The 23,301-nt window shown below is 68.5% G+C and carries 20 protein-coding genes and 1 pseudogene; 1 reads left to right on the forward strand and 20 read right to left on the reverse strand.

Annotation, left to right across the window (positions count from 1 at the left end):
- Positions 1-48: 48 nt before the first annotated feature.
- Positions 49-432, reverse strand: a pseudogene (locus ACZ418_RS32710) (LuxR C-terminal-related transcriptional regulator); the annotation flags it as partial.
- 200 nt (positions 433-632) lie between these two features.
- Here ACZ418_RS32710 and ACZ418_RS32715 point away from each other — a divergent pair.
- Complete coding sequence (locus ACZ418_RS32715; RefSeq protein ID WP_468370339.1) at positions 633-1,016, forward strand: ribonuclease domain-containing protein; 384 nt, start codon at positions 633-635, stop codon at positions 1,014-1,016.
- A 167-nt stretch (positions 1,017-1,183) separates the two neighbouring features.
- Here the strand turns inward: ACZ418_RS32715 and ACZ418_RS32720 are convergent, their stop codons facing one another.
- From ACZ418_RS32720 to ACZ418_RS32810, 19 genes are all read right to left on the reverse strand, one after another.
- On the reverse strand, positions 1,184-2,170 hold the full coding sequence (locus ACZ418_RS32720) for a BtrH N-terminal domain-containing protein (RefSeq protein WP_468370342.1): 987 nt from the start codon (positions 2,168-2,170) through the stop codon (positions 1,184-1,186).
- Positions 2,171-2,261: 91 nt separating this feature from the next.
- A complete protein-coding gene (locus tag ACZ418_RS32725) occupies positions 2,262-4,043 on the reverse strand; it encodes a carbamoyltransferase family protein (protein ID WP_468370344.1) in 1,782 nt (593 codons plus the stop codon).
- A gap of 15 nt (positions 4,044-4,058) precedes the next feature.
- Positions 4,059-4,454: a pentapeptide repeat-containing protein gene (locus ACZ418_RS32730; RefSeq protein WP_468370347.1), complete on the reverse strand. Its 396-nt coding sequence runs from the start codon at positions 4,452-4,454 to the stop codon at positions 4,059-4,061.
- 15 nt (positions 4,455-4,469) lie between these two features.
- Positions 4,470-5,510, reverse strand: coding sequence for a BtrH N-terminal domain-containing protein (locus tag ACZ418_RS32735; protein ID WP_468370350.1), 1,041 nt, complete (start codon positions 5,508-5,510; stop codon positions 4,470-4,472).
- A gap of 4 nt (positions 5,511-5,514) precedes the next feature.
- Positions 5,515-6,267, reverse strand: coding sequence for a DNA alkylation repair protein (locus tag ACZ418_RS32740; protein ID WP_468370352.1), 753 nt, complete (start codon positions 6,265-6,267; stop codon positions 5,515-5,517).
- Entirely contained in the window at positions 6,264-7,763 is a 1,500-nt protein-coding gene (locus ACZ418_RS32745; protein WP_468370354.1) for a B12-binding domain-containing radical SAM protein, read from the reverse strand. Before ACZ418_RS32745 ends, ACZ418_RS32740 begins: the two co-directional genes overlap by 4 nt.
- 6 nt (positions 7,764-7,769) lie before the next feature.
- Positions 7,770-8,612, reverse strand: coding sequence for a carbon-nitrogen hydrolase family protein (locus ACZ418_RS32750; protein ID WP_468370357.1), 843 nt, complete (start codon positions 8,610-8,612; stop codon positions 7,770-7,772).
- Positions 8,612-9,316 carry a class I SAM-dependent methyltransferase gene (locus tag ACZ418_RS32755; protein ID WP_468370360.1) on the reverse strand — a complete coding sequence of 235 codons (705 nt, stop codon included), beginning with the start codon at positions 9,314-9,316 and terminating at the stop codon, positions 8,612-8,614. The genes ACZ418_RS32750 and ACZ418_RS32755 overlap by 1 nt, the downstream gene beginning before the upstream one ends.
- Positions 9,306-10,685 carry a coproporphyrinogen-III oxidase family protein gene (locus ACZ418_RS32760; protein ID WP_468370363.1) on the reverse strand — a complete coding sequence of 460 codons (1,380 nt, stop codon included), beginning with the start codon at positions 10,683-10,685 and terminating at the stop codon, positions 9,306-9,308. Before ACZ418_RS32760 ends, ACZ418_RS32755 begins: the two co-directional genes overlap by 11 nt.
- A complete protein-coding gene (locus tag ACZ418_RS32765; protein WP_468370366.1) occupies positions 10,682-11,656 on the reverse strand; it encodes an ABC transporter ATP-binding protein in 975 nt (324 codons plus the stop codon). The genes ACZ418_RS32760 and ACZ418_RS32765 overlap by 4 nt, the downstream gene beginning before the upstream one ends.
- Entirely contained in the window at positions 11,649-12,428 is a 780-nt protein-coding gene (locus ACZ418_RS32770; protein ID WP_468370368.1) for an ABC transporter permease, read from the reverse strand. Before ACZ418_RS32770 ends, ACZ418_RS32765 begins: the two co-directional genes overlap by 8 nt.
- On the reverse strand, positions 12,425-13,279 hold the full coding sequence (locus ACZ418_RS32775; protein WP_468370370.1) for a carbon-nitrogen hydrolase family protein: 855 nt from the start codon (positions 13,277-13,279) through the stop codon (positions 12,425-12,427). Before ACZ418_RS32775 ends, ACZ418_RS32770 begins: the two co-directional genes overlap by 4 nt.
- Positions 13,276-14,457, reverse strand: coding sequence for a tyrosine decarboxylase MfnA (gene mfnA, locus ACZ418_RS32780; RefSeq protein WP_468370373.1), 1,182 nt, complete (start codon positions 14,455-14,457; stop codon positions 13,276-13,278). Before mfnA ends, ACZ418_RS32775 begins: the two co-directional genes overlap by 4 nt.
- Before the next feature lies 1 nt (position 14,458).
- The gene (locus tag ACZ418_RS32785; RefSeq protein WP_468370376.1) at positions 14,459-15,247 is read right to left on the reverse strand and encodes a carbon-nitrogen hydrolase family protein; all 789 of its coding nucleotides are present in this window, start codon (positions 15,245-15,247) and stop codon (positions 14,459-14,461) included.
- Positions 15,244-16,182 carry a carbon-nitrogen hydrolase family protein gene (locus ACZ418_RS32790; RefSeq protein ID WP_468370379.1) on the reverse strand — a complete coding sequence of 313 codons (939 nt, stop codon included), beginning with the start codon at positions 16,180-16,182 and terminating at the stop codon, positions 15,244-15,246. Before ACZ418_RS32790 ends, ACZ418_RS32785 begins: the two co-directional genes overlap by 4 nt.
- 69 nt (positions 16,183-16,251) lie before the next feature.
- Positions 16,252-17,286 (reverse strand): phenylacetate--CoA ligase family protein, encoded by a 1,035-nt coding sequence (locus ACZ418_RS32795; RefSeq protein WP_468370382.1) that lies wholly within the window; start codon positions 17,284-17,286, stop codon positions 16,252-16,254.
- On the reverse strand, positions 17,283-20,318 hold the full coding sequence (locus ACZ418_RS32800; protein WP_468370385.1) for a flavin reductase: 3,036 nt from the start codon (positions 20,316-20,318) through the stop codon (positions 17,283-17,285). Before ACZ418_RS32800 ends, ACZ418_RS32795 begins: the two co-directional genes overlap by 4 nt.
- Positions 20,315-21,817, reverse strand: a complete 1,503-nt coding sequence (locus ACZ418_RS32805) for a 4-hydroxyphenylacetate 3-hydroxylase N-terminal domain-containing protein (RefSeq protein WP_468370388.1) — start codon at positions 21,815-21,817, stop codon at positions 20,315-20,317. The genes ACZ418_RS32800 and ACZ418_RS32805 overlap by 4 nt, the downstream gene beginning before the upstream one ends.
- 11 nt (positions 21,818-21,828) lie before the next feature.
- Complete coding sequence (locus ACZ418_RS32810; RefSeq protein ID WP_468370390.1) at positions 21,829-23,298, reverse strand: tryptophan 2,3-dioxygenase; 1,470 nt, start codon at positions 23,296-23,298, stop codon at positions 21,829-21,831.
- Positions 23,299-23,301: the final 3 nt, after the last annotated feature.

Consider the following 23,301-nt stretch of genomic DNA (forward strand, 5'->3'; position numbering starts at 1 on the left):
GGCCAGGACAGCAGCACCCCTTGCCCGGACAACGACCCGGACGTCCGGTCAGTGCCCGTCGTCCTCGAGGATCCCGGCGTCGTAGGCGAGCAGTGCGATCTGGACGCGGTTGCCGAGACCGAGTTTGGCGAGGATGCGGGAGACGTGGGTCTTGACGGTGGCCACGCTCATGAACAGCTCGGTGGCGATCGCCGCGTTGGGGAGGCCGCGGCCGACGGCGACGGCGACCTCGCTTTCGCGGCCGTTGAGGACGGCGAGCCGTTCACACGCGCGTGCCTGGCGCGCGTCGGCGGCGCCGCCGGCCGCGTGCCGCATCAACTGCCGGGTGACGGCGGGCGACAGCACGGGGTCGCCGGCCGCGACCCGGCGCACGGCGTCGACGATCTCGGCGGGCGGGGTGTCCTTCAGCACGAATCCGGCGGCGCCCGCCTTGCCAGTACCTTGTGGGCGGCGCGCATCCGTCGTACGAGCCGTGTCTTACGCATCCCGGCCGCGGTGAGCGGCACAACTGTGTGGGGGCGGTGCGGTGACGCCGGGTCGCAAGTTAACTCCACGAAAACTCATCGGACTCGACGGGAAACTCTTGGAGTTGTCATTGACATGCCATCATCTACGCGCGTCATCATGAGGGCATGAGATTCCCCCCACGAATCACCCGCATCGGCGCCGCAGCCGCCGTCCTGTCCGCCCTCCTCATCGGCGGCACCGTCACCGCCACCCCGGCGGCCGCCGCGGGCAGCATCTGCTACAGCGACCTGCCGTCCCAGGCGTACGACACGCTCGACCTGATCGCCTCGGACGGCCCGTTCCCGTACTCGCAGGACGGCACCGTCTTCTCCAACCGCGAAGGCGTCCTGCCCAGCCAGCCGTCGGGCTACTATCACGAGTACACCGTGATCACGCCGGGCTCCCCCACGCGCGGCGCACGTCGGATCGTCACGGGTGAGGAGTCCCAGGAGGACTACTACACCTCCGACCACTACGCCACGTTCGATCTCATCGACTTCGGTTGCTGAGGTCTGGCCGTCCGTCACCATGACCGGCTGGCGGCCCGGTCTGCGCTCAGCCGGACCGCCAGCTCCACTTCACCATCGGCACTGGCGCCTCACGGGGGCGAACGGCCGTAAGAGGTCGTCGACCTGCGCCGACCGGCCCCCTGCCCCGTGTGTGCCGTGGGGCCAAGTCAGCTCGACAGTTCCATGAGACGGCCCATCAGGTGCTGTTCCTCCTCGGCGGCCTCATGCACCAGCTTCGACGCGCTGTGGAGGGATTCCCGCGACGACGCGACTCCCGCCTCGTGCAGAAGCCTGGCCACCTCGGTCCACTTCTTCGACACCTCACGGTACGCCTCCGAGATCTCCAGGAACCCGGCGATACCGGTGAGTTCGGCGGTCTCCGCCAGGAACTCCGCCCACATCATGCGGAACAGGCCCCCGCCCGTTCCCGCGTCTTCCATGATCGTGGAGATCTCGGGAAGGCTGTCCGCGGGCGACTCCAGGTCGTCGAGCCACTGCGGCATGAGGTCGGCGACTTTGTGCATGCCCTTGAACCCGAAGTTGGAAATCGGCGGATTCAAAAAGTCTTCCGCCGCCCTTTTGACGCCTTTGCGGGCGGCTTCCCCCAGGTCGGGAAGGCCGCCCTTCCGGCGATCGAGGGTGAAGGCGCGGTTGCGGGAACTCATCGGGCCGCGCGCGTTTCGCGCCGTCGCGAGGGATTCACCGGAGGCCCATTTCAGGCCGAGCGGCTGAGTTTCGACCAGTGCGAAACGGTCGTCGTCGTGCCCGACGCAGGCGACATAGTGGGCCGCGAAACGGAAGTCGTCGGTGGAGTAGTCGAGGAAGTAGCGGTCGAGCTTGAGGCCGACAGCGGTTCCGGAGTCAAGCTCTTCCAGCAGATGTTCCCTCGCCCGTTTCACCGAGGAGGTCTCGTGAACGGACAGCCGCAAGTTCAGCGCATTCGCGAGATTGGCGGAGAGCGTGTCGGGTTTGATGCGGCCACCGACGAACGGCGTCGGCATCTGCTTCGTCCGCCAGTAGATGAACGACAGGCCACCGGCGAGGCCGAAGACGAGTGACTCCGACAAGTTGATCTGTTGCTGCCGCAACAGATTCACGAGGGTGGTCGACTCGCAGTGTTTGCCGACGAACGGATCTGCCTCTAAAAGCGACACTTGCTCACCTGTCCCTTCCTTCGCGTGGATCGTAGCGCAGCCTCCTTAAGTGCGGTTGCGGATGGTCAGCACCAGAAGGGCGTTCACTCGCTCACATCGCGCGCGACACCAGGAAGTTGCCGAGGAACAGATGATCCATCTCCGTCTTGAGGAAACAGGCCAGAGCGTCCGCCGGCGAGCAGACGATGGGTTCGCCGGCGACGTTGAACGACGTGTTGATCAGACAGGGAATCCCGGTGAGCTCGGTGAACTGACGCAGCAGTTCGGCGAGCAGCGGATTGCTCTGCTCGGTGACCGTCTGGATCCGCGAGGTGCCGTCGACGTGGCAGGCACCCTGGATCATGTCCCGGTACTCGGGTCGCACCGGAACCACGAAGGTCATGTACGGCGAGGACTTCTTCTTGCCGAGCTCGAAGACGTCGGGCGCGAGGTGCTCGAGGACCACGGGGGCGAAGGGCCGGAACTGCTCGCGGTGCTTGATGCGTTCGTTGATGATGTCCTTGATGTCGGGGAACTTCGGATTGGCCAGGATGCTGCGGTTGCCCAGGGCGCGCGGCCCGTACTCAAGACGCCCCTGGAACCACCCGATGACGCATCGCTCCTGCATCAGGGTCGCGGCCTCCCGCGGCACGTCCTCGGGGTCCAGTTCCCGCCAGGTGACCTGGCCGGCGTACTGCTGGAGGGCCGCCTGGATCTCCTGGCTGCCGTAGCTGGGGCCCAGGTACGGTGACGTGCTGACCCGGGGCGGTGTGCCGGCCTGCCGGCTGGCGAACAGAGCCGCCCCGATGGCCACGCCGACGTCGCTGGCGCCGAAGCTGACGTCCATCTCGGTGAAGCGTGAACGCTCGAGCAGCTTGCTGTTGTTGACGCAGTTCAGGGCGAGTCCGCCCTCGAAGATCACGCGTGGGAGGTCGCTCCGGGCTTCGAGCGTCCGGATCTGGCCGGCGGTCACCGTCTCGAGCATGTGCTGTGCCGCGCTGGCCACGCGGACCCGGTAGTCGAACTCCTCCCGGCATTCCGCGTCTCCGCCGAAAATGCGATCGAAGAGTTCGTAGTAGGCGGGTACGGCGTTCGCCGGATAGGGAATCTTGTAGGTGCCGTCGGGGCACACCTCGACCACGTGGGTGAGGAACGGGTTCGGCTCGGGAGGCGCGCCATAGCCGGCCAGCCCCATCACCTTGTACTCGTCGTTGTTCGGGACGAATCCGAGGTATCGCGTCACCACGGAGAAGAGCATCGCCAGCGAGTGCCGCGAGTCGATGGTGACGTCGTCGAATATCTTCGCCTCGCCTTCGCGCACCTCACCCATGATCGACGACAGCCATTCGGCGCGACCGTCGCTGACCAGGAACGCCGCGTCCCCGCCGCCCGACAGGTGGTATCCGGTCATCAGGTGCGCGATGTGGTGCGGGACCCGGACCAGCTTCTCCGGGTTCAGGCTGTGGCCCGTGTGCTCGAGGAAGTCGGCCTGAGTCGCGTCCTCGCTGAACATCGCGGCATGGGTCTCCGCCAGGCGCTGCAAGCGCGCGAACTTCTCTTCCACGGTCGCCGCGCGGTCCTCGGTGATCTCGGCGATCATCTTGTTCACCACGTCCTGGGAGAACTGCCAGGAGAAGGCGAAGGTGTCGACGTCGTCGAAGGAGATCCCGGCCGATTCCAGGCACCAGCGCATCGCGTTGACCGGGAATTTCGACGTCTTCTTCTCCCGGTTGAGGCGTTCTTCCTCGACGGCGGCGACCAACTTCCCGTCGATGACGAGGGCGGCGGACGAGTCGTGGCCGTACAACAGGTGACGGTCGATGCCGGTGGCGCGAAAGAGGCGCCCGAAGATCTCCGCAGACTTGCCAAATCCGTTGTAGCCCAGAATGATCACGAGGGGCTCCTTTCGCTATGGCCAGATCGTGAGGTAGTCCGATATCACAGCCGACCGCCGGAAACCCGCGTCCAGCACCGCGCCGGTCAGATCAGCACCGCTGAGGTCAGCGCCCTCCAGGTTCGCGCCGACGAGCCGGCAGTCGTTCAGCTCGGCCAGGATGAGGTACGCCTCGCACAGATTGGCGCCTTCGAGATTCGCGCCCCGCAGGTCGGCGGACATCAGGTACGACTCCGTCAGCACGGCGTCGGTGAGGTCCGCGTCGGCGAGTTCGGCGCCCCGCAAGTCGGCGCCGTGCAGCGCCGCCTTGCGCAGGTCGGGCCGGAAGGGGCCCTGCGCCCGGCGCCTGCGGGCATGTTCGTTCCAGCGTTTGGGGCCCTGGAGCAGTACGGACTCGTCCTCGGTGGGCATGTCTCGACCTCGCGGCTACAGGGCGGTGAGCGCGGTGAGCGCCCGCTTCTCGATGTCCATCGCGGACCGCGCCGTGTCTGCCACGGCGTCTACGAGCGTTTTGAGATCGTCGCGCGCGGTGGCGGTCGCCCCAGCTGTCAGCAGGGCGGATCCCAGGTTCGACCACAGCCGGCCGCTCTCGAGGAACTGCCCGGCCGCATCGGCGTAGCGTGCGTCGCCGGTGCTGTCGGCCATCCTCGTCAGGTAGCGGCCGATCATCGGGCGGAACAGCCCGCCGCCGGTGCCGAACGACTCGATCTGCCGTCCCAGATGCAGTAGTTGACGCGCCAGTGCGTCGGTCCGCACCACATGGCCGGCCAGGTCCACGTCCTCGACCTCGCCGTGCTTGGACTGCGGCCATGACGCCGCCGTCGTGGCCAGCAGCTTCATCCCGGGAATGCCCAGGTGCCGGCTGCCCGGTCTGAGGACCTCGCGGCACAGGTTCCGGACGGCCACCGGCCCGACGAGGTTCAGCTGCGGTGTCCTGCGCGGCGCGCCGAAGACGTACACCTTCCAGTCCGGGTTCAGCGGCGGCGAGTTGCGGCTGGACCGGGCCGCCTGCAACTCGGCCGCGCTCACGGACACGGGCTCGTCGAACGCCGGGTCGGACACCTCGAACGCGTCGGCCCCGAGGGGGCGGACCACGTTGACGAAGTACCCGCCGAAGGAGGAGCGCCCGTCCAGACCCCAGTACGGGAGCAGACCGAGGTCCACCCGGGTCATGACGGCCGGCGCCGACTCGAGCAGTCTGGCCAGGCCCGCGCCGGACTTCGGCGTATGCACGGCGACCTCGACGCCCATCAGCCGCGCCGCCCGAAGCGGCATGATCGCCTGCTTGCCGACGGCGATGTCCGGCGCATTGCCGTTCGCCGGGAAGAACGAGAAGCCGAAACCTCCGTCCAGCCCGAACACGACCTCCTCGTCGACCGCGTATCCGCCGGCCGCGAGAAGGGCGCATTGGCAGGCCGTCTCACAGTGGATGCCCCGGCGGTGGACATAGCGGCCGGTCGCGTTCATCGCGTCACCCCTGACCCAGTGCCATCAAGGACCGCCGCATTCGCGGGTCCATCTTCTCCACCGCGTACCGGAACGTGTCGCGGGGCATTTCGGTGTGCCAGGTGCGCAGGAACTCGGCCACCTCGGCGGGATGGACCTCGGCGGTGACCTTGAGCAGCCAGCCGCAGCCCTTCTGCACGTAGACGTGGTCGTCGTGCATCAGCCGGACGCAGTTGTCGAAGACGTGCGACGGCGGCAGCACGAAGACCGTCCGGCCCACCTTGCGCCGGACGAACTTCACGACAGCCACGTTCGCGGCACGCCTGGCCCACGGGGAGGTGGACTCGACCCAGCGCCGAGTCCGCGGGATCAGGTCCAGATGCCCGAGGAAGAACGGATACAGCAGTTTCAGGCACATGTCGTCGCACTGCGCCCAGTTGGACACGTACGTCTCCAGCCAGTGCTCGCAGCGGTCCAGCAACTCGGCGCCGAGTCCGGCCTTGGCGACCTTGTGCAGGACCGCGAAGCCCAGCAGCACCTCCTCGTGGTACTCGGCGCGCGCCAACACCGCCTCCGCCAGGAGCAGTCGCGTCGCCGCGGAGACGTCGCTGCGGTCACGGAAGTAGTCGGTGGCGATCTCGGCGACCGCGGCGTTGCCGACCCCGAGCGCCCGGATCTCGTGCGGGAAGTACCGCTGCATTCCCGCCGCGAAGTCCGGATCCGCTCGGTCCGCAAGCGTCTTCAACAACTCGCCTGCGGCCGTTGGAACATCTGTCATGAGGTGCCGATCGTGAGTTTGAGCGGTTGGGTGGTCGTCGGCCGCGGTGCGCGTTCCAGCCGCGGCTTGCTCTGCATGACGTACTCGTACTCCTGCTGCATCTCGACCACGGCCCGGATCGTGTCCTGCGAGCGGTCCGCCAGGTTCTGCCCGCCCAGGCCCCACCACAGGTACCAGTTCTTGTGGCTCAGGTAGGCGTTGCGGACGAAGTCGAGCGTCTCCCGATCGGCGAGGATCGCCGGCTCCACGTAGAAGGCGGGGACGAAAGTGCCCTGCCCCTCCCGCAGGATCCCGGCCTTGATGGCCTGTCGCTGCAGCTTGGTGCCGCTGAGGATCCGGATGCCGAGGTTGGCGTAGATCTGGGCCGGATTCAAAAACCGCTCGGTGAACCGGATCGACTCCCTCAGCGCCTGCGGGGTCTCCCCCGGCCCGCCGAGGAAGATGCAGTGGGTGTGCTCGATCGGGCTGGCCGTGAAGAGGCGGTCGATCTCGAGGACCCGCGCCATGTCGAAGCCCTTCATCAGGTCCGACAGGGCTTCGTCGGTGAGCGCGTCGGTGCCGAGGTCCACCCGGATGCAGCCGGCCGCGTGCAGCAGCTCCACGAACTCCGGCGTGACCGCGTTCGGCGTCAACTGGCAGTACCAGGGCACGTCGAGCTTGGCGCGGATCATCTCCTCGCACACTTCGGCCGCGTACTCCATCGGGTAGTTGAAGGTCGCGTCGACGATCTCGAACTCCCGCACGGCCGGGTTGTCCGCCATGGCCCGCTGAATCTCGCCGACGACCTCGGCCGGGTCCTTGAACCGGTCGCCCTTGCCTTCGGTCTTGCGGATGATGCAGTACGAGCAGAACAGCTTGCAGCCCCGCTTGGTCTGCAGGGTCTCGATGGCCGGCTGGTGGTCGCGGGTGAGGTCGGAGGCCGCCGAGACGCCCTCCTCGAAGTACCGGGGGTCGTAGACGGACCGGTCGGGTTCCAACGCCCCCAGGTCGAACGCGGAGTTCGACTGGTTCTGGCAGAACTTCCCGTTCTCGTCGAGGTAGCAGAGTCCCGAGATCGACTCCAGACGCCCGCCGGACTGGAGGTAGTCGAGCAGCTGGACGATGCCGGCCTCGCCCTCGCCCGCGATGCCGTAGTCGGGCTGGGCGTACTCGAAGAACGACAACGGCTCGACCGAGAAGCCGGATCCGCCGAGGACGACCGTGGCACCGGTGTACTTGCGTACGCACTGGACGATCTTCTCGGTCATCGGGCCGAAGAAGACCGGGTCGATGAACGTCAGGTTGTCCAGGTTCCGTACGGCGATGCCGACCACGTCGTACGTGCCGGTGGTCAGCCTTTCCCGGACCGCCTTCAGCTCCCGGGACTCCCAGAGCAGGTCCAGGACGTCGACCTCATGTCCGGCGTGCTTGAGCGCGGCACTGATGTAGGCCATGCCGATCGGCAGCGCCGGCCGCGGCACCCTGATCTTGTTGGTGGAGATGAGCAGCACTCGCATGGGATGTCACTCTCGTTCGAGCTGCCAGTACGTCGCCGGCTGCAGATCGCCGCGCAGGGTGGCCTTCGTGCGGTAGCGGCGCATGCGGTCCAGGTCGATCTCGACGACGCCGACGCCCGCCTCCTTGCCGAGGTCCACCATCCGTTCGTCGCCGTCGACGAAGTCGAATCGTTCGGCCTCGAGGAACAGCGGGTCCGCCAGGATCTGACTGCACCCCATGTAGCCGAATCCGGCGTACAGATTGGTGCCGATCCCGGACGCGAACGCGACGATGCATTCGGCGTCCACCGCCCGGACCGGCAGTCGCATGTTCGCCACGTACGCGAACATCTCGGGCACCAGCGCGGAGCACACGATGATGTCGACGCCACGGCGGCAGTACTCTCGCGCGACTTCGGGAAAGTTGATGTCGTAACCCTGCATCAGGCCGATGCGCCCGAACTCGACGTCGAAGACCGGGTATTCCGACCCGCAGGTGAGGTAGCGGGCCTCCAGTTCGTGGCAGTGCACGCGCCGGTACCGGCCGAGCAGGGTGCCCTCCGGGCCGATCAGCACCGATGTGCTGTAGTACTTGCCGTCGTCGCCGCGCTCCAGCAGGCCGGCCACGATGTGCACGCCGGCCTGCTTCGCCTGCTCGCACAGGAAGTCGGTCTCCGGCCCCGGGACGGGCACCGACACGTCCGCGACCTCCAGGATGTTGCCGGAGGTGGAGAAGGCCTCGGGCAGGCAGATCAGGTTCGCCTTCCGCTCGACGGCCTCGCGGATGTACCGCTCGGCCCGGCGCAGGTTCTGGGCCGGCTTGCCGAGTTTCGACTCCATCTGGATGACGGCGATCGATGTCCCGGGCATCACAGGCTCACCGGCTCGAGGGGACGCGAGGAGATGACCAGACCGAGATCCTCCTCCACCACCTGCCAGTTGGTCAGGCCGGCCTCCCGGAGCAGCTCGGCTGCCTCCTCGCGGGTGTACGCGGCCTGCAACGACCGCATGAACTCGTCGCCGCCCTCCTTCACGAACTGCAGGATGAAGGTGATGTGCCCCTCCTCGGCGTGCCGGTTCATGTCCTCGATGATCACGACGCCGTCGGGTTTGCAGATGCGGGCGCATTCCTTCAGCGTTTCGACCGGCCGGCGCCAGCGGTGCAGCGAGGAGAACGAGAACACGATGTCCGCGGAATCGTCCGGGAACGGCAGCCGGTTCAGCTTGGCCATCTCGAATTCGACGTCGCCGGCGGTGTTGGCCCATACGGCCAGCGTCAGGTTGTCCTCGGCGACGTCGACGAGGTTCTGGTTCTCCTCCACCCCGGACACGGCCAGGTCCGGCAGTTTGCCGGCCACGTGCAGCGACAGCAGGCCGGTGTTGAAGCCGACCTCGACCAGGTCGGTCATCCCGTCGCGGACGTTGGCCAGGATGCGGTCGCTGGGCCGCTTGTACGCCATCAGCGCGGATCGGCGCATGCCGAGGTCGTAGAAGCGCACCTTCTCGATGTCGTCGTGCGGGGATGGCTGCGGCACTCGGTCGGCCAGGTTGAGCAGTCGGGTCTCAGTGGTCATGACCGGCCTCCTCGGCCTTGGGCCGGCGGGTGATCTGCACGGAAACCGGCTGCTGCGAGATGAAGTTGGAGATGTCCGCCCCCAGATGCTGCGGGTAGCGCCGGTACTCCGGCGAGTAGAACGCCTTGGAGATGTTGTCCAGGTAGTACCAGCCCTTCGGGCCGGTCACCTCGATGCCGTCCTCGTCGGCGGTGATCAGGCCCTTCTCGATCAGGTCGTCGATCTCGGCGCGGAACATCTCCATGAAGTCGACGCCGTGGATCCGGCGGAACCGGTCCCGGTTGACCCGCCCGGCCTTGACGCCGAGGACCATCGATCGCCGGATCGCCTCCGACTTGGTGATGTGCTTGCCCATGGAGATCGGCAGCCGGCCCTCCATCACCGTCTGGATGTAGCGGCCGATGTCGGGCTCGTTGAAGTACCAGTGGTCGCGCAGGTGCCCGGTCGCGGTGGGGCCGAGCGGGATGATGGGGACGTCCTCGCTCCACGACGTCTCGCCGTACTTCGGCTGGTAGCCGGGTTTGGCGAAGCAGTCGCCGTAGTAGCCCAGGAAGCCGCTCTTGGAGAGCTTGTCCGCGGCGAACAGGAACATCTCGTCGACCACGGCCTTCTCCGGGACCGGCGGCAGCTTCCTGCGCTTCGTGGAGACCTGCGCGAACTCCATGTACGTGTAGAACGAGATGCAGGTGACCCCGAGCTCGATGGCGACGTCGAGGCTGTGCTCCCAGCTCTCCATGGTCTGCCCGTTGATGCCGTGCATGAGGTCGATGTTGATGTTCTCGAATCCGCACCGGCGCAGCAGCCGGATGCTCTCCTTGAGCATCTCCGGGTCGTTCGGGCGGCCGATGTTCTTCAGTTCCTCCGGCACGAAGGTCTGCACGCCGAGGCTGATGCGGCGCACTCCGCGTTCCAGGAGGACGTTGGCCTTGCGCTCGGTGATGTCGACCGGCGTGGTCTCGATGGAGAAGTCGGCGTCCTCGTCGACGTTCAGGCTGCCGAACAGGTGGCCCAGCAGTTCGTCGAGCTGCGGGGCGGTGAGCGCGGTCGGGGTGCCGCCGCCGATGTAGCCGAGGGTGATGACGTGGTCCTGGATGTACGGCCGGTCGGCGTAGTTGGTGATCTCCGTCTTCAGCGCTTCCAGGTACGTGCGGGTCAGGTCCCGGTCGGTCTGGTGCTTGATGTACGGGCAGCTGAAGCAGAGCCGGTTGCAGAACGGGATGTGGACGTACACCCCCATGGGCTTGCGGGCGAACACCTCCTCCTCGTTCACCGGCACGTGCTTCGTCGGGTACTGCCGCACCCACTCGTTGTCGCGCTCCGGGTATTCCTTCCAGAACGGCATGCTCGTGGTCGTGGTGGTGATGCTCATGCGATGTCCCCCAGTTCGACTTGATCGACGATGGAACGGACGACGTCCGCCAGGGTGGGCTGGAAGTAGGACGCGGAGCGCAGTGCGAGGCCGTCGGCGTGGGCATGGGCGACCAGCTCGGCCAGAGTGCCTTGGTGATCACCATCGGACAGGTCGAGCTTCACACCGTGGTCGACGTTGTGGACGGAACGGATCAGGCCGCAGGTCGTCGCCTGCCGCTCCGCCCAGCCGCGCAGCTGCGTGAGGTGCGCGTCGGTGAAGGCCTCCAGGATCAGGCTGGAGCGCTCGCCCCAGCGGGTGACGGCGTCGAGCGAGGCATCCTCGACCTGGCGGCCCTGGTGCAGAACCACGACCGAGTCGGCGAGCGCGAGGAGTTCGTCGCGGTGATGGCTGGCGAACAGCACGCCGACGCCGTCCTTCTTCAGACCCCGCAGCAGTTCCAGCAGCGTCTCGCGGGCCGTCGGGTCGAGGCCCGTGGTCGGCTCGTCGAGAATCAGCAGGTCGGGCCGGTGCGCCACGGCGCAGATGACGTGCAGCTTGCGCTGGCTGCCGCCGGAGAGACTGCGGACGTACTGGTGGCGGTACTGCTCGAGGTCCGCCAGCGCGATCAGCTCCTCGTAGCGGCCTGGGTCGGCCCGTCGGAGCTTGAGCTGATGCTTGACGTACGTCTCCACGGTGACGCCGTCCGGCAGGTCCTTGGCCTGCTGGACGTACCCGATGTGGCGGCTGACCTGCCCCCAGCGGCGGGGCGGGGTGCCGCAGATGCGCACCACACCGTCGGCCGGGCGCAGCAGGCCGGCCACGAGCCGGATCAGTGTGGTCTTGCCGGCGCCGTTGGTCCCGATGATGGCCACGCCTTCGCCTGCGTCCACCGTGAATTCGACGGAGCGCAGGGCGAAGTCGGGGCTCACCCGGTAGTCGAGTCGGGAAACCGACAGCACCGGCGTTCCGGCGTCCGTGGTGTCAGCCATGGCCGATCCTCCTGCGAAATGCCCATGCGGCGACGCCGACGGTCAGGAACGAGTACACGGCCGCGAGGGCCGTCGACGACCAGGAGGCCGAGACGTGCGGCGAGGTGGCGGCGCGGAAGATCTCGACGTGCACCGCGAGCGGAAGCCTGGCGAAGACGTCGCCCAGCGTCCCGAGGTTGGCGAGCGGGAAGAAGATCCCGGCGAAGTACATGAGCGGGATGACGATGATGTTCACGACCGCCGGGAAGGAGATCTCGTTGGTGTATGTGGCGATGAGGATCCCGAGCCCGGCGAAGGCCGTGCACGCGGTGAAGAAGCCGAACAGGAACAGCGGCACCGACTCGATGCGGGCGTCGAAGACCCCGACGCCGAGCACGACCACCAGAACGAACTGGAACAGGCACTTGAGCACGACCCCGACCAACCGGGCGAGCAGGAACCCCGAGTAGGACAGGGGCGACAGGATCAGGTCCTCGATCGTCCGGCGGTTGCGATCGATGATGACCGTGTAGCCGACGGTGTAGGTACAGCTGAACATGATCCCGGCGCCGATGATGCCGGGGAAGACGAAGCCGAAGTAGTTGGCGGCCGTCGGCGCCGGACTCACCATCTGGTCGGTCGCCGCCCCGAAGGCCAGCACCATCGACACCGACGTCAGCAGCGTCGAGATCGCGAACAGGCGGTTGTCGAAGAACTGCCGCATGTCGATGGCGACCAGCCCGAGCACGTCGCCGAGCCAGCTGGACTCCGGCTGCACACGCATTGCTGTCATCGAGCGCGACTCCCGTGGCTCGTGGTCCAGGTCGAGCGCAGATCGTCGTGGAAGGGCAGGTCGGCGCGGATCTTCCGCCGCTGCCGCCAGTGCACTTGCGCGTCGATCACCGTTTCGCGCGTGCCCGGGCCGGCCTCGGCGAGGATGTCCGCCTCCGGGTCCTGCCGGGCGTCCTGCACCAGACCGTCGACGATCATGCTGCGGCCGAGGTAGCTCATGTTCGCGAAGCGGTTCTCCCCGACTCCGCTGGCGAACACCAGCGCACACTCGTTGTCGGCGGCCCGAGCGCGGCAGATGGAACGCAGCGGGTGCGAGAACGGCCCGAAGAGGTTCGCCACGCAGACGACGAGGTCGGCGTCCTGGGCGAGGTAGTGCCGGCTCGCCTCCGGGAACCGCAGGTCGTAACTCACCAGCAGGCCGATCCGCCCGACCGGGGTGTCGATCACCTCGCCCGGCGAGCCGGTGGACACGTATGCGGACTCGCCCGCCCACACGCAGGCGCGGCGGTACCAGCCGAGAGGATCGCCGGCGGGGCCGACGAGCACGGCGGCGTCGAAGACGTCACGCCCGGACGAAAGCAGCACCCCCGCGGCGATGTGCATCCCGAGGGTGCGGGCCTGCTCGGCGAGGAACTGCACGACGGGACCGTCCTCGGCGGTCGCGTCGGTGCGCAGCGTGGGGAAGTTCAGGCCGGTGGCGAACGTCGCCGGCAGACACGCCAGGTCGGCCTCGCGTTCTCGCGCGGTGGACAGCAGCTTGGCGGCTCGCGCCAGGTTCTCGTCCCGCTGCCCGGGCTCGATCCGCATCTGCAGGGCGGCGAGCCGGGTACCGGGGCCACGGAAGAGGCTCATCGCAGCGCCACCTCGGCCGCGACTTCCTGACGGGCCCGTTCCAGCACCGGAAGGAACTCGTCCACCATCTCCGGTGTCACGTGCCGGGTGACGACCAGGCGCAGGGTTTCGCCGAATCGCTTCGAGGTGGAGACGATCCAGCCCCAGGATTCCAGCAGCTGCGAGATCCGGGCCGCATGCGGCATCTTGACCACCACGATGTTCAGCTGCGGTTCGGCGAACAACTCGTGTCCGGCCGCGCGCAGTCCGGCCACCAGGTGCTTCGTCACCTCGAAGTTGGTCCGGGTGATGGACCGGAAGCCATCACGCCCGAGGTGCTCCAGGACCGCGTAGGTCGACACCGCGGCGGAGCCCGGACGGGTGCCGAGCAGCGTGTTGTGCACCGGTGTGTCGATGAAGAACGAATCGACCGCGAAGCGTCCGGCGTCCTGTGCGCCCCGGAACAGGATGGCGCCGGCCGGGACGTTGGCCAGTCCGTACTTGTGCGGGTCGATGGTGATCGAGTCGACGCCGTCGACGCTGAAGTCGAACTGGGGCAGGTCGTGGCCGAGTTCGCGGGCGAACGGGATGATGAAGCCGCCGGTGGCCGCGTCCACGTGCAGGTGCACGTCCCGTCCGGACACCGCCGGTCCGATCTCGTCGACGGCGTCGACGACCCCGAACTCGCTGCTGCCCGCGGTCGCGACGACCGCGACGGTGTGCTCGCCGATGCGCCGGGCGGCCTCGCCGGCCGGCAACCGCAGACGGTCGTCGACCGGCACGACGACCGGGGTCAGCCCCAGCAGGCCGAATATCTTGGTGAAGGAGAAGTGCACGGTGCTGCTGACGACGACTTCGGGCCGGTCGGTCAGCCGCCCCCGGGCGCGCGCCGACTCGCGGGCCACCAGCATCGCGATCAGGTTCGCCTCGGTTCCTCCGGACACCAGGCTCCCCGACCCGCCGGGATTGCCCAGCAGATCGAGCAGCAGCCGGACGACCTTGCGCTCGATCCGCTTGGTGCCGCGGAAGATGCGCACGTCGCCGAGGTTGGTGTCCGCCGCGGCGGACGCCATCTCCACACCCAGCGGATGGGGTTCGGTGCAGATGGAGTTGAGCACCCGGTTCCAGGGCACGTCGTCTGCGAGCTCCGTCGCGATCCGTCGTCGGACGTCGGAGGCGGGGGCGCCGGCGTTTCGCATCTCAGCTCACCTGCGCCGTGAGGTCGGTGTACAGCTCCGTCCGGCGCGCCCACAGCCCGAACCAGAGCGTCTGCTGGAAGCGCAGGTCGGGCTCGCGCAGGTGCCGGATCTTCTCGATGTCCCAGGGCGCCTCGAGGATGCCCTCGTGGGTGCCCGCCTCGGCGACGAATCCCTCGGGCATCGCCACCGCGCTGCCCCCGCCGCAGCGCTCGCTCAGCGGACCGGCGAAGGCGACCGCGACGGTGTTGAGGGTCGCGATGCCCCATACCGCGGCGCGCTGCGCGGCCTGCTGGGTGCCGTCGAGGGACCCGGCCACCAGCAGCAGTTCCGCGCCCGCCAGGCACTCGATGCGCGGCGGTTCGACCAGCCAGAAGTCGGGTCCGAGGAGCACCCCGACGTGACCGAACGGCGTCTCGACGACCGGGAAGTCGTCGCCGGTGCCGGTCGTCCCGTCGGGCAGGACGGCCCGCTCCACCTGGGCGCACACCGATCCGCTCGGGTCCAGCAACCGGGCCACCTGCATCAGCCCGCCGTCTGGCCGTTCCTCCGGCCACGAGCCGGTGAGCACGTAGGCACCACGGGTCCGCGCCAGTGTCGTCAGGCGGTCCAGGCACTGCTCGCGCAGTCGCGGAGGCAGCGCCGAGACGTCGTCGCCGGTGGTGAACACGTTCTCGGGGAGGACGACGAACGAGGCCTCGTCGGTCACCCGGCTGTCGAGATCGTCGAGCACGGCTGCGGCCGTCGCCTCGGGGTTCGCCCGCCGGGCGTGTTGCGCTACGAAGATGGTCACGGACGGGTCCCCTCACTTGCACTGGTCGCGGCGACGGTCCGGCCCCGATCCGGGCCGCCGCCCCCGGTCAGGCTCGCCCGCAGTTCCGCGGCGAGGTCCCGGTTCGCTCCGACGTACGGGGTGAGCAGCGTCTGGTAGGCGTCAGGCCTGCGCAGCTGCTGCCAGCGGCGGCCGTCGCCGGCCGCGGGCTCGTCGAGGTCGACGACGAGCACCTCGGGCTTGTCGCTGCCGGCCTGCGCGATCACGCCCTCCGGGCGGGCGACCAGGCTGGTGCCGGCGAAGTGGATCTCCACGAGCCTGTCCCCGCGTTTGCCGCGGACGACGCCGACCGAGCTCGCGTAGACGATGTTGACGTCGTTCAGGTACGCCGCGGTGCGCAACGCGTTCACCATCAGCGGCTGGTTCTGCCCCAGCGTGCCGCCCGGCACGAAGATCGTTCGGGCGCCGGCCAGCGCCAGCATGCGGATGACCTCCGGGATCCAGAAGTCCGAGCACACGGCGATGCCGATCTGTCCGAACTCGGTCGACATGACGCCGAGCGAGTCCGCCTGACGGCACACCACCATCTCGTTGCCGAAGGCGTGCGCCTTGATGGCGCGTCCGGTGATGACGCCCTGCCGTCCGATCAGCAGGGACGTGTTGCGGTACATGCCGTCCCGCAGGTCCTCGACGATCGAGCCCAGCAGGATGTGGGTGCCGAGCTTGCGGGCCAGAGACTGGAAGCCGTCGACGACCGGCCCTGGGATCGGCGTGTCGGTTCGCCCTTTCAGGCCGTCCTGGCCCGGCATGTACCACGGCGGGCCGAGCAGGAACTCGGGAAAGCACACCAGGTCGATGTCGCCGCCGCTGCAGACGTCCTCGATCGCCTGGTACGCGTTGCGCAGGCCGTCCTCATGATCGTCGACCCATTGGGTCTGTACTACCGCTACCCTCATACGTCTTGTCTCCTCGAGATGCCACCGGTGGGTCGGCCACCGCGACGGCTCGCCGCGGCCGGGTGCAGGTCATGACGTGGCGGTACTCCAGTCCTTCGCGTCGACGATCGTGACCTCGGCCTCGACGCCGAGCGCCTCGCCGATCTCGCTGCGGATCAACCGCTGCATGGCGCCGTCGGCGACCGATTCCGGGTCGGCCACGGCGCAGGTCACATGGAATGTGCCGTCCCGGACGTCGCAGGCGAAGTGCGGCGCGAGCCCGGCGTGGCCGAACACGATCCGCTCCACGTCCACCGCCGAGATCGGGGCGTCCGGTCCGGGTAGCGCCGCGGCCACGCTCCCGAGCGGGACCAGGACCCGGCTCGCGGCACCGCAGTGACATCTGCGGTCCGCCGGCCACAGCTCGACGAGTTCGCCGGTCGGTGAGCCCTCCAGGAGCAGCTCGCCGCGCTGACCGCCACGGACCTCCGCCCGTAGCCGGTCCTCGCACAGGTGCAGTGCGCCGTACTCGCAGGCGACGGCCGCCGTCGGCGTCGACGGCGTCCCGTAGAGGGCGGAGGTCTTCGCCGACCAGGCGGCGCCGATGCGGTCGAGGCGCTCGGTGGAGCAGGCCTCCCCCGCGCAGATGATGGTCCGGATCGCCGAGTGCTCCGGCCGCTGCCCGAGCGAGACCGCGCGGCTCGCCAGCTCCGCGGCGAAGCTCGGCGAGCACACCAGGGCCGTCACCTCGTACTGCTCGATCAGCCCGAGCAGCCGCTCCATCGGGCAGATGGTCCCGCTCGTCCCGACGCTGATCACCGAGGCGCCGACCATCTCGATCACGCGGTCCATCTCGGCGCCGACGAAGGACAGTTCGTACGGTACGGCCGAGACCACGACGTCGTCCTCGGTCAGCAGCCGGCCCAGCGCCAGCGCCAGGTCGATCTGATTCCGGATCCACTCGTCGCGGGTCATCACGATCGCCTGTGCTCCGCCCGAGGAGTCGACCCGTTCGCCGTACCGCGCGTGGGCCGCGCCGCGGCCGTCCGCCGTGTCGCCGGTATCGCGGGTGAGCAGTTCCAGGAACTGCTCGTAGTGCGTCGCGATGGGCGTGGTCGTCGTCACCTGACCTCCGTTTCCCGGGCGAATCGGCGCCACCCGTGGTCGTCGAGAGCGCTGTCGTCCCGTTCGGCGCGCAGCAGGGGTCGGCGGTCGGTGCCGGCGTCGATGTCGACGTCGAGGACCTTCGCCAGGACGAACTGGTGGTCGCCGATCTGGTAGGTCGACTTCACGGCGCAGTCGATCGTGCCGACGGCGCCGGGGAGCCGGGGGCAGCCGTTGGCGGACGGCGTCCACGAGAGGGTGTCGAAGCGGCTGTCCGGCCTGCCCTGCGAGAACGCGTCGGAGAGGTCCTTCTGATCCTCGCCGAGGATGTTGACGCAGAACCGGCCGGTGTCCGCGATGGCGACCCAGCTGCTGCTGCGCGAGCGCACCAGGAAGCCGATCAGGGCGAGTTCCTCGGAGACGACGGTGAGCGAGCCGATCACCAGTCCGTACGGCGACGGCCCGTTCTGCCCGGACTGCGGCGCCGTCCCGGCGACCACCGTGACGGCTCGCGGCAGAAGTTCGCCGATGGCGCCGAGGTCCGGCGCGGCACTCGGCTGCCCGCCTCCGGCAGGGTCGGGCGCGGGCGTGATCGCGCCGGGTTCGTCGCGAAGCCGGCGTACGAACCGGCCGGTCACGCTGGCCGGGTTGTCGGCGAGTTCCTCCGGGGTCCCGCTGTGCACCACCCGGCCACCGTCACGGCCCGCACCGGGCCCGAGATCGATCACCCAGTCGGCGAGGGCGATCACCTTCACGTTGTGCTCGATGACCACGATGGTGTTGCCGGTGGAGATCAACCGCTCGAACAGGGCCAGCAGATGGCGGATGTCGGCTGCGTGCAGGCCGCGCGTCGGCTCGTCGAAGATGAACAGCGTGCGGCTGCGGCGCTGTTTGAGCAGCTCGCCGGCCAGGTTGAGCCGCTGCGCCTCGCCACCGGAGAGAGTGGTCGTCGAGCAGCCGAGCTGCAGGTAGCCCAGGCCGAACTCGCCCAGCACGCCGAGCGCCTGGACGACCTTGGGGTAGCTCTTCGCGTCGAACCATGCGAGTGCGTCCTCGACGGTCATCGACAGCACGTCGTAGATGTTCTTGTCATGGAGCCGTACCTCGAGGACGTGCTCCTGGAACCGGCGGCCGTCGCACTCGGGGCAGACGATGAACTCGCTCTTGAACAGGGTCATCTCGATCTCGGCCAGCCCGAGTCCCTTGCAGGACTCGCACCGACCGCCGACGACGTTCGGGCTGAACTCGGCACGCCCGAGGCCGCGTTCGGCCGCGTCGGCGCTGGCGGCGAAGGCGTCGCGGACGTGGTCGCTGATGCCGATGTACGTGGCGAGCGTGCTCCGACTCGAGCGGCCGATCGGGCGCTGCTCGACGTAGATGACGTCGTCCAGCGCTTCGGCTCCGTCGATGCCGGTGCTGCCGGCCGCCGCGCCCGTCGACCGCTGGGCGATGGCCCGGGCGACGGAGTCGTGGATGCCGGCCACCAGTGAGCTCTTGCCCGCGCCGGACACGCCGGAGACGCAGGTCAGCCCGCCGAGCGGGAACTTCGCGGTCAGGTCCACGACGTTGTTGCGCGTGATGCCGCGTACCTCGAGCCAGGGTGCGCCGGTGAGGTCGGCCTTCGCCCGCGCCGGCCCGTTCGACAGCATCGCGGTCGCCGTGGGCGAGTCACCGGAGTTCAGCAGGTCGGCGTACCGGCCCTCGAAGACGATCTCGCCGCCGCGGGTTCCGGCCCCGGGCCCCAGTTCGACGATCCAGTCGGCGGCACGGATCACCGACTCGTCGTGCTCGATGACGATGACGGTGTTGCCGAGATCGCGCAGCCGCCGCAGTGAGTTGAGGATCTTCCCGGTGTCGGCCTCGTGCAGACCGGCGGTCGGTTCGTCGAGGACGTACATGACCCCGGTCAGGTCACTGGCCAGGTGCTGCGCCAGCAGCAGCCGCTGCAGTTCACCACCGGAGAGGGTGGTGACCGGCCGCCGCAGCTGGAGGTGGCCCAGGCCGACCTCTTCGATGTTCGCGCTCTGCTTGGCGATCGCGGAGGCGAGCTCGCGGACCTGCGGCGGCAGGTCGCCGGTCGAGAGCGCGTCGCGCAACCGGCCGATGGAACGCGACAGTTCGTCGCTCTGGAAGTCGTGGAAGGTGTGCCCGGCCACCGTCGCCTTGAGCGACTCGGGGCGCAGCCGTCCTCCGTTGCACGCGGAGCAGACCTCCCGGCCGAGGTAGTTGGTGAAGGCGTTCTTGCGGGCGGCCGACGACGCGTTCCGGTAGGCGCGTTCCAGGAAGTCCAGGATGCCCTCGAAGCGGAAGTCGTTGGTGACCTTGCGGATCTTGAGCGTGTAGATCGTGTCCGAGCCGTGCAGCACCCGCTCGGTCTGCTCCGGGCTCAGCTTCTCGAACGGCAGGTCGAGGTCCAGGCCGATGTCCGCGGCCATCGCCTCGAAGGCCTTGCGCACGTTGGGCACGGCGAACGTGCCGGGGTCGGCGCCGTCCCAGATCTCGGTGAGCGTCTTCGACCGGTCCGGGATGATCTTGTCCAGCGAGAAGCCGACGAGCTCGCCGATGCCGTCACACTGAAGGCACTTGCCTTCCTTGCGGTTCGGGCTGAAGTGCTTCGCGGAGTGTGGTTCGGCGAAGCAGCCGCAGTCGTCGCAGAACAGGTCCGGGCCGGTCGGGCCGAGACAGGCCGGGCAGACCGGCCGCGAGCCGGCGCCGAACAGCAGCCGGTACAGCCCGTCGAGGCCGGTGAGGGTCCCCACGGTCGAGCGGGGATTGGAGTAGCCGCCGTCGCGCTGGCGCAGGGCCACCGGCGGCTGCGTCCCCGCGATCCGGTCGAACTGGTAGTCGCCGTCGCCCATGTCGAGGGACTTGCTGGACAGGGCACCCAGGTACAGCGTCTTGGAGTGTTCGAAGAGGGTGTCGATGACCAGGGACGACTTGCCCGATCCCGAGACGCCCGCGGCGACGACAAGCTTCCCCTTGGGGAAGGAGACGTCGAGCGACTTCAGGTTGTGCGTCGTGACTCCCTCGAGTCGAATGCTGTCGAGACTCATGTGTTGTCGTTCCGCCCTTCGGCCAGCTTTCGGGCCTGGGTTTCGCAGCGCTGCAGGTCGGGATAGCGGGCGTAGAGCATCGAGCGGACCCGGGCGGGATCACCGCGGTTCCACGTCTCGTAGAGCTCCTGGCGCATCCCGAAACGGTCGACGACCAGATCGGCGGCGAGCCTGAAGAGCCGGGCCTTCTCCTCCACCCGCATCTCGCGCCCGCACATGTAGGTGTCCAGCACGGTGCGCAGTTCGGGCGTCGCCAGATCGGCTTCCGAGGGCTGCATGATCAGACCCGACGCGCCGATCTGCCGGATGATCGCCGAGCCTCGCGTGGAGAAGCCGCCGGCGACGGCGTCGAGCGCGGCCGTCGAGCCGGGCGCGAGCAGACCCGAGGGGGTGGGGCGGCACTCGGCGTCGATGGCGGCCAGGCCGAGCCGTACGATCTCGACGTACGAGGTGAGTTCGCCGAGAAGGTCCGTGACCTGCCGGAACTTGTCGACACCGATCGCCTGGGCCAGCAGCGACGCGACGCCGAGCATGGTGCGCAGCCGGTGGTAGTAGCGCAGTTGGCCGGTGTAGAGCGACCACTTGTTCAGCTCGCCGAAGCCACGGACGGCCGTATCGGAGTCGTCGAGCAGGAAGACCCGGTCCATCGGGATGAACACGTCGTCGAACACCAGCATGGCGTCCTGCTCGTCGTAGTGCGCGGAGAGGCCGCCGGAGCCGTCGGCGTAGGACTGGCGGCACAGGACGCGAAGGCCCGGCGCCGCCAGCGGAGTGGCGAACCAGCAGACGTAGCTGGGGTCTTCGCGCAGGTAGTTCGCGGGCGAGAGGTAGATGAGCACCTCGTGGGCGTACGGCGCCAGGGTGGCAATCTGTTTGGCTCCCCGCACGACGATGCCGTCGGCGCCGCGCCGCACCACCCTCAGCCCCAGTTCCGGCCGGTCGGCGGGGGTCGAGGAACGATCGATCTGCGGATCGCCCAGGCCGTGGGTCAGCGTGAGGTCGTGCTCGCGGCAGTAGCGGTAGTAGTTCTCCGCATTGTGCCCGAACTGCGGGTCGACCTTGGCCAGTTCGAACCGGAAGTCGTACAGGCCGACCACGACGTTCGACATGAAGTCGGGCACCCGGGAGAGCTGGCCGTAGGAGAACTCCACCCACCGGCGGGAGTTGACCCACTTGCGGCTGAGCTCGTCCCGGTCGGCCGGGGCCAGGTACGACAGGCTGACCAGGTTGCCGGAAGTCTCCGACCGGTAGAGCATCTCGTCCGCCCGGTCGGGCAGATGCTGGGCGTCGTAGAGGCCGGCCAGCGTGGAGAGCATCGGCTGAAAGCTCGGGTCGCCGGTCACGTCGACCCGGCGCCCGTCGCACCAGACTTCCCGCTCGTCCTTGAGGCTGGCCACGTACTCCGGCCCTCGCCAGGCTCCGCCGGAGGAGCCGGGCAGAAGGGCTGTCTCGTCAGTTGGCATGACGCCGTCAGAGGCGTCGGGTTCTGCGGTGGTCACCGTCCGCGCTCCTACGGGTTCCGCTCAGCCGCACCGGATCGGAACGGCTGATAGCTCTGCTCTTGCACCTGGGGGAAGTACTCGCGTGTCGCCTCACCCACGATCCGCATCAGCTCGGAGTCGAGCGAGCTGGGATCGGTGATGAGCTTGGCCAGTGGTGAGTCCGGCACGGCGTTGGCCAGGCTCGTCCGGCGGGCCCGGTGGATCGCGGCCAAAGAGTGCTGGGCATTGGCCGCGTCCCGCATCTTGTAGACCGCCTGCGGCCCGTCCGGGATGCCGATCATGGACTTGGTGCCGCCACTGCCGAGGCAGTTGCGGGGCATGTGCAGATGCTCATGCCGCCACTGCTGGTGGGCGGAGTGCAGTTGGAACGCCTGGTCGACCACGGTGTGCCGCAGCCATGCCTCCGGGTCGTCGTGTCGGCGTGCGTCGATGTCCCGGACGGTCTCCTCGAGGGAGGACCCGCCGAGCGAGCACAGCCAGGCCTCGAGGTCGTTCCACATGTGCTTGAACAGGTCCCGGAACATGTGCTGCTTGATCGACAGCGAGTGCGTGCCGCTCGCGGGTCCCAGGTTGGTCCGGAACTCGTGGTACTCGCCGGTCGCCAGGTGCTCGGCCATCACCCGCTGCGCCTCGACCACCGGATCGAGCAGCCACCGGCAGGCCGTCAGGTGCTGCGCCGCCTGGCTCAGAGCCGATGCCCGGATCGCCCGGATGGCGACCTCGAGGTGGTCGTTCGCCTCGGCGCAGAGAATCTCCGGGACCTGGTGCAGGGCGACGAACTCGCCGTGCAGGGTGCCCGCGTTCAGCTCGGTCGCGGCGACCGCTCGCGCCAGCGTCTCGGCGGAGATCAGCTCGTCGGTGCTCCGGCTCACCCCGATGGGTACGGCGGTGAGGTCGCTCTCCCACTTGGTCGCGTCGTGACATCCGATCCGGATGCCGTGCAGCAGGCGGTACAACGCGTCGTCGATGCTCTTGGTGGCGATGGTGGAGCGGGTCACCTCGGGTGCGCCGGCCAGCAGCGGGCCCCTGGCCGCCTCCTCCAGCCCCCGCAGCGCGTCGACGTAGGCCGCGTAACCGGCGGACTCCGAGATGCTCAGGGCCGAGGTCCCGGCGGACACGCCGGATCCGAAGACGCTGCGGGCGTGGAACATCACGGTGCCGAGCCTGCGCAGCAACCGGTGGAACCCGACGGCCCACTGGACATACCGGGAGGCGGCCGGGATGTCGTCGGCCAGCACGCGCGCCTGGGTCCTGCCCGCCAGCCGGGCCAGGTTGAGCAGGCACACCTCCGACGCTTGGAAGACCGCGCACACCGTCGAGTCGTACGTGCCCTCCGGCACCGCTCGTGCGGCCCGCGCCTCGCCGAGCAGGTCGATGCGGTGCAGTTGGTCGTAACTCTCGGCCACCGGCCCCAGTTCGGTCATCTGCCGCGGGCCGGCGCACGTGTCGGCCATGGCCGGGTCGTCCAGGCTTGACATTGC

This window comes from Streptomyces sp. NPDC030820 (assembly GCF_055572075.1).

What these genes read in the sequence shown, in the direction of transcription:
- ACZ418_RS32750 (WP_468370357.1), bottom strand. Translation starts at nt 8,612, where the DNA reads ATGCCCGGGACATCGATCGCCGTCATCCAGATGGAGTCGAAACTCGGC.
- ACZ418_RS32770 (WP_468370368.1), bottom strand. Translation starts at nt 12,428, where the DNA reads ATGACAGCAATGCGTGTGCAGCCGGAGTCCAGCTGGCTCGGCGACGTG.
- ACZ418_RS32730 (WP_468370347.1), bottom strand. Translation starts at nt 4,454, where the DNA reads ATGCCCACCGAGGACGAGTCCGTACTGCTCCAGGGCCCCAAACGCTGG.
- mfnA (WP_468370373.1), bottom strand. Translation starts at nt 14,457, where the DNA reads ATGCGAAACGCCGGCGCCCCCGCCTCCGACGTCCGACGACGGATCGCG.
- ACZ418_RS32760 (WP_468370363.1), bottom strand. Translation starts at nt 10,685, where the DNA reads ATGAGCATCACCACCACGACCACGAGCATGCCGTTCTGGAAGGAATAC.
- ACZ418_RS32745 (WP_468370354.1), bottom strand. Translation starts at nt 7,763, where the DNA reads ATGCGAGTGCTGCTCATCTCCACCAACAAGATCAGGGTGCCGCGGCCG.
- ACZ418_RS32740 (WP_468370352.1), bottom strand. Translation starts at nt 6,267, where the DNA reads ATGACAGATGTTCCAACGGCCGCAGGCGAGTTGTTGAAGACGCTTGCG.
- ACZ418_RS32755 (WP_468370360.1), bottom strand. Translation starts at nt 9,316, where the DNA reads ATGACCACTGAGACCCGACTGCTCAACCTGGCCGACCGAGTGCCGCAG.
- ACZ418_RS32715 (WP_468370339.1), top strand. Translation starts at nt 633, where the DNA reads ATGAGATTCCCCCCACGAATCACCCGCATCGGCGCCGCAGCCGCCGTC.
- ACZ418_RS32735 (WP_468370350.1), bottom strand. Translation starts at nt 5,510, where the DNA reads ATGAACGCGACCGGCCGCTATGTCCACCGCCGGGGCATCCACTGTGAG.
- ACZ418_RS32800 (WP_468370385.1), bottom strand. Translation starts at nt 20,318, where the DNA reads ATGAGTCTCGACAGCATTCGACTCGAGGGAGTCACGACGCACAACCTG.
- ACZ418_RS32765 (WP_468370366.1), bottom strand. Translation starts at nt 11,656, where the DNA reads ATGGCTGACACCACGGACGCCGGAACGCCGGTGCTGTCGGTTTCCCGA.
- ACZ418_RS32790 (WP_468370379.1), bottom strand. Translation starts at nt 16,182, where the DNA reads ATGAGGGTAGCGGTAGTACAGACCCAATGGGTCGACGATCATGAGGAC.
- ACZ418_RS32810 (WP_468370390.1), bottom strand. Translation starts at nt 23,298, where the DNA reads ATGTCAAGCCTGGACGACCCGGCCATGGCCGACACGTGCGCCGGCCCG.
- ACZ418_RS32775 (WP_468370370.1), bottom strand. Translation starts at nt 13,279, where the DNA reads ATGAGCCTCTTCCGTGGCCCCGGTACCCGGCTCGCCGCCCTGCAGATG.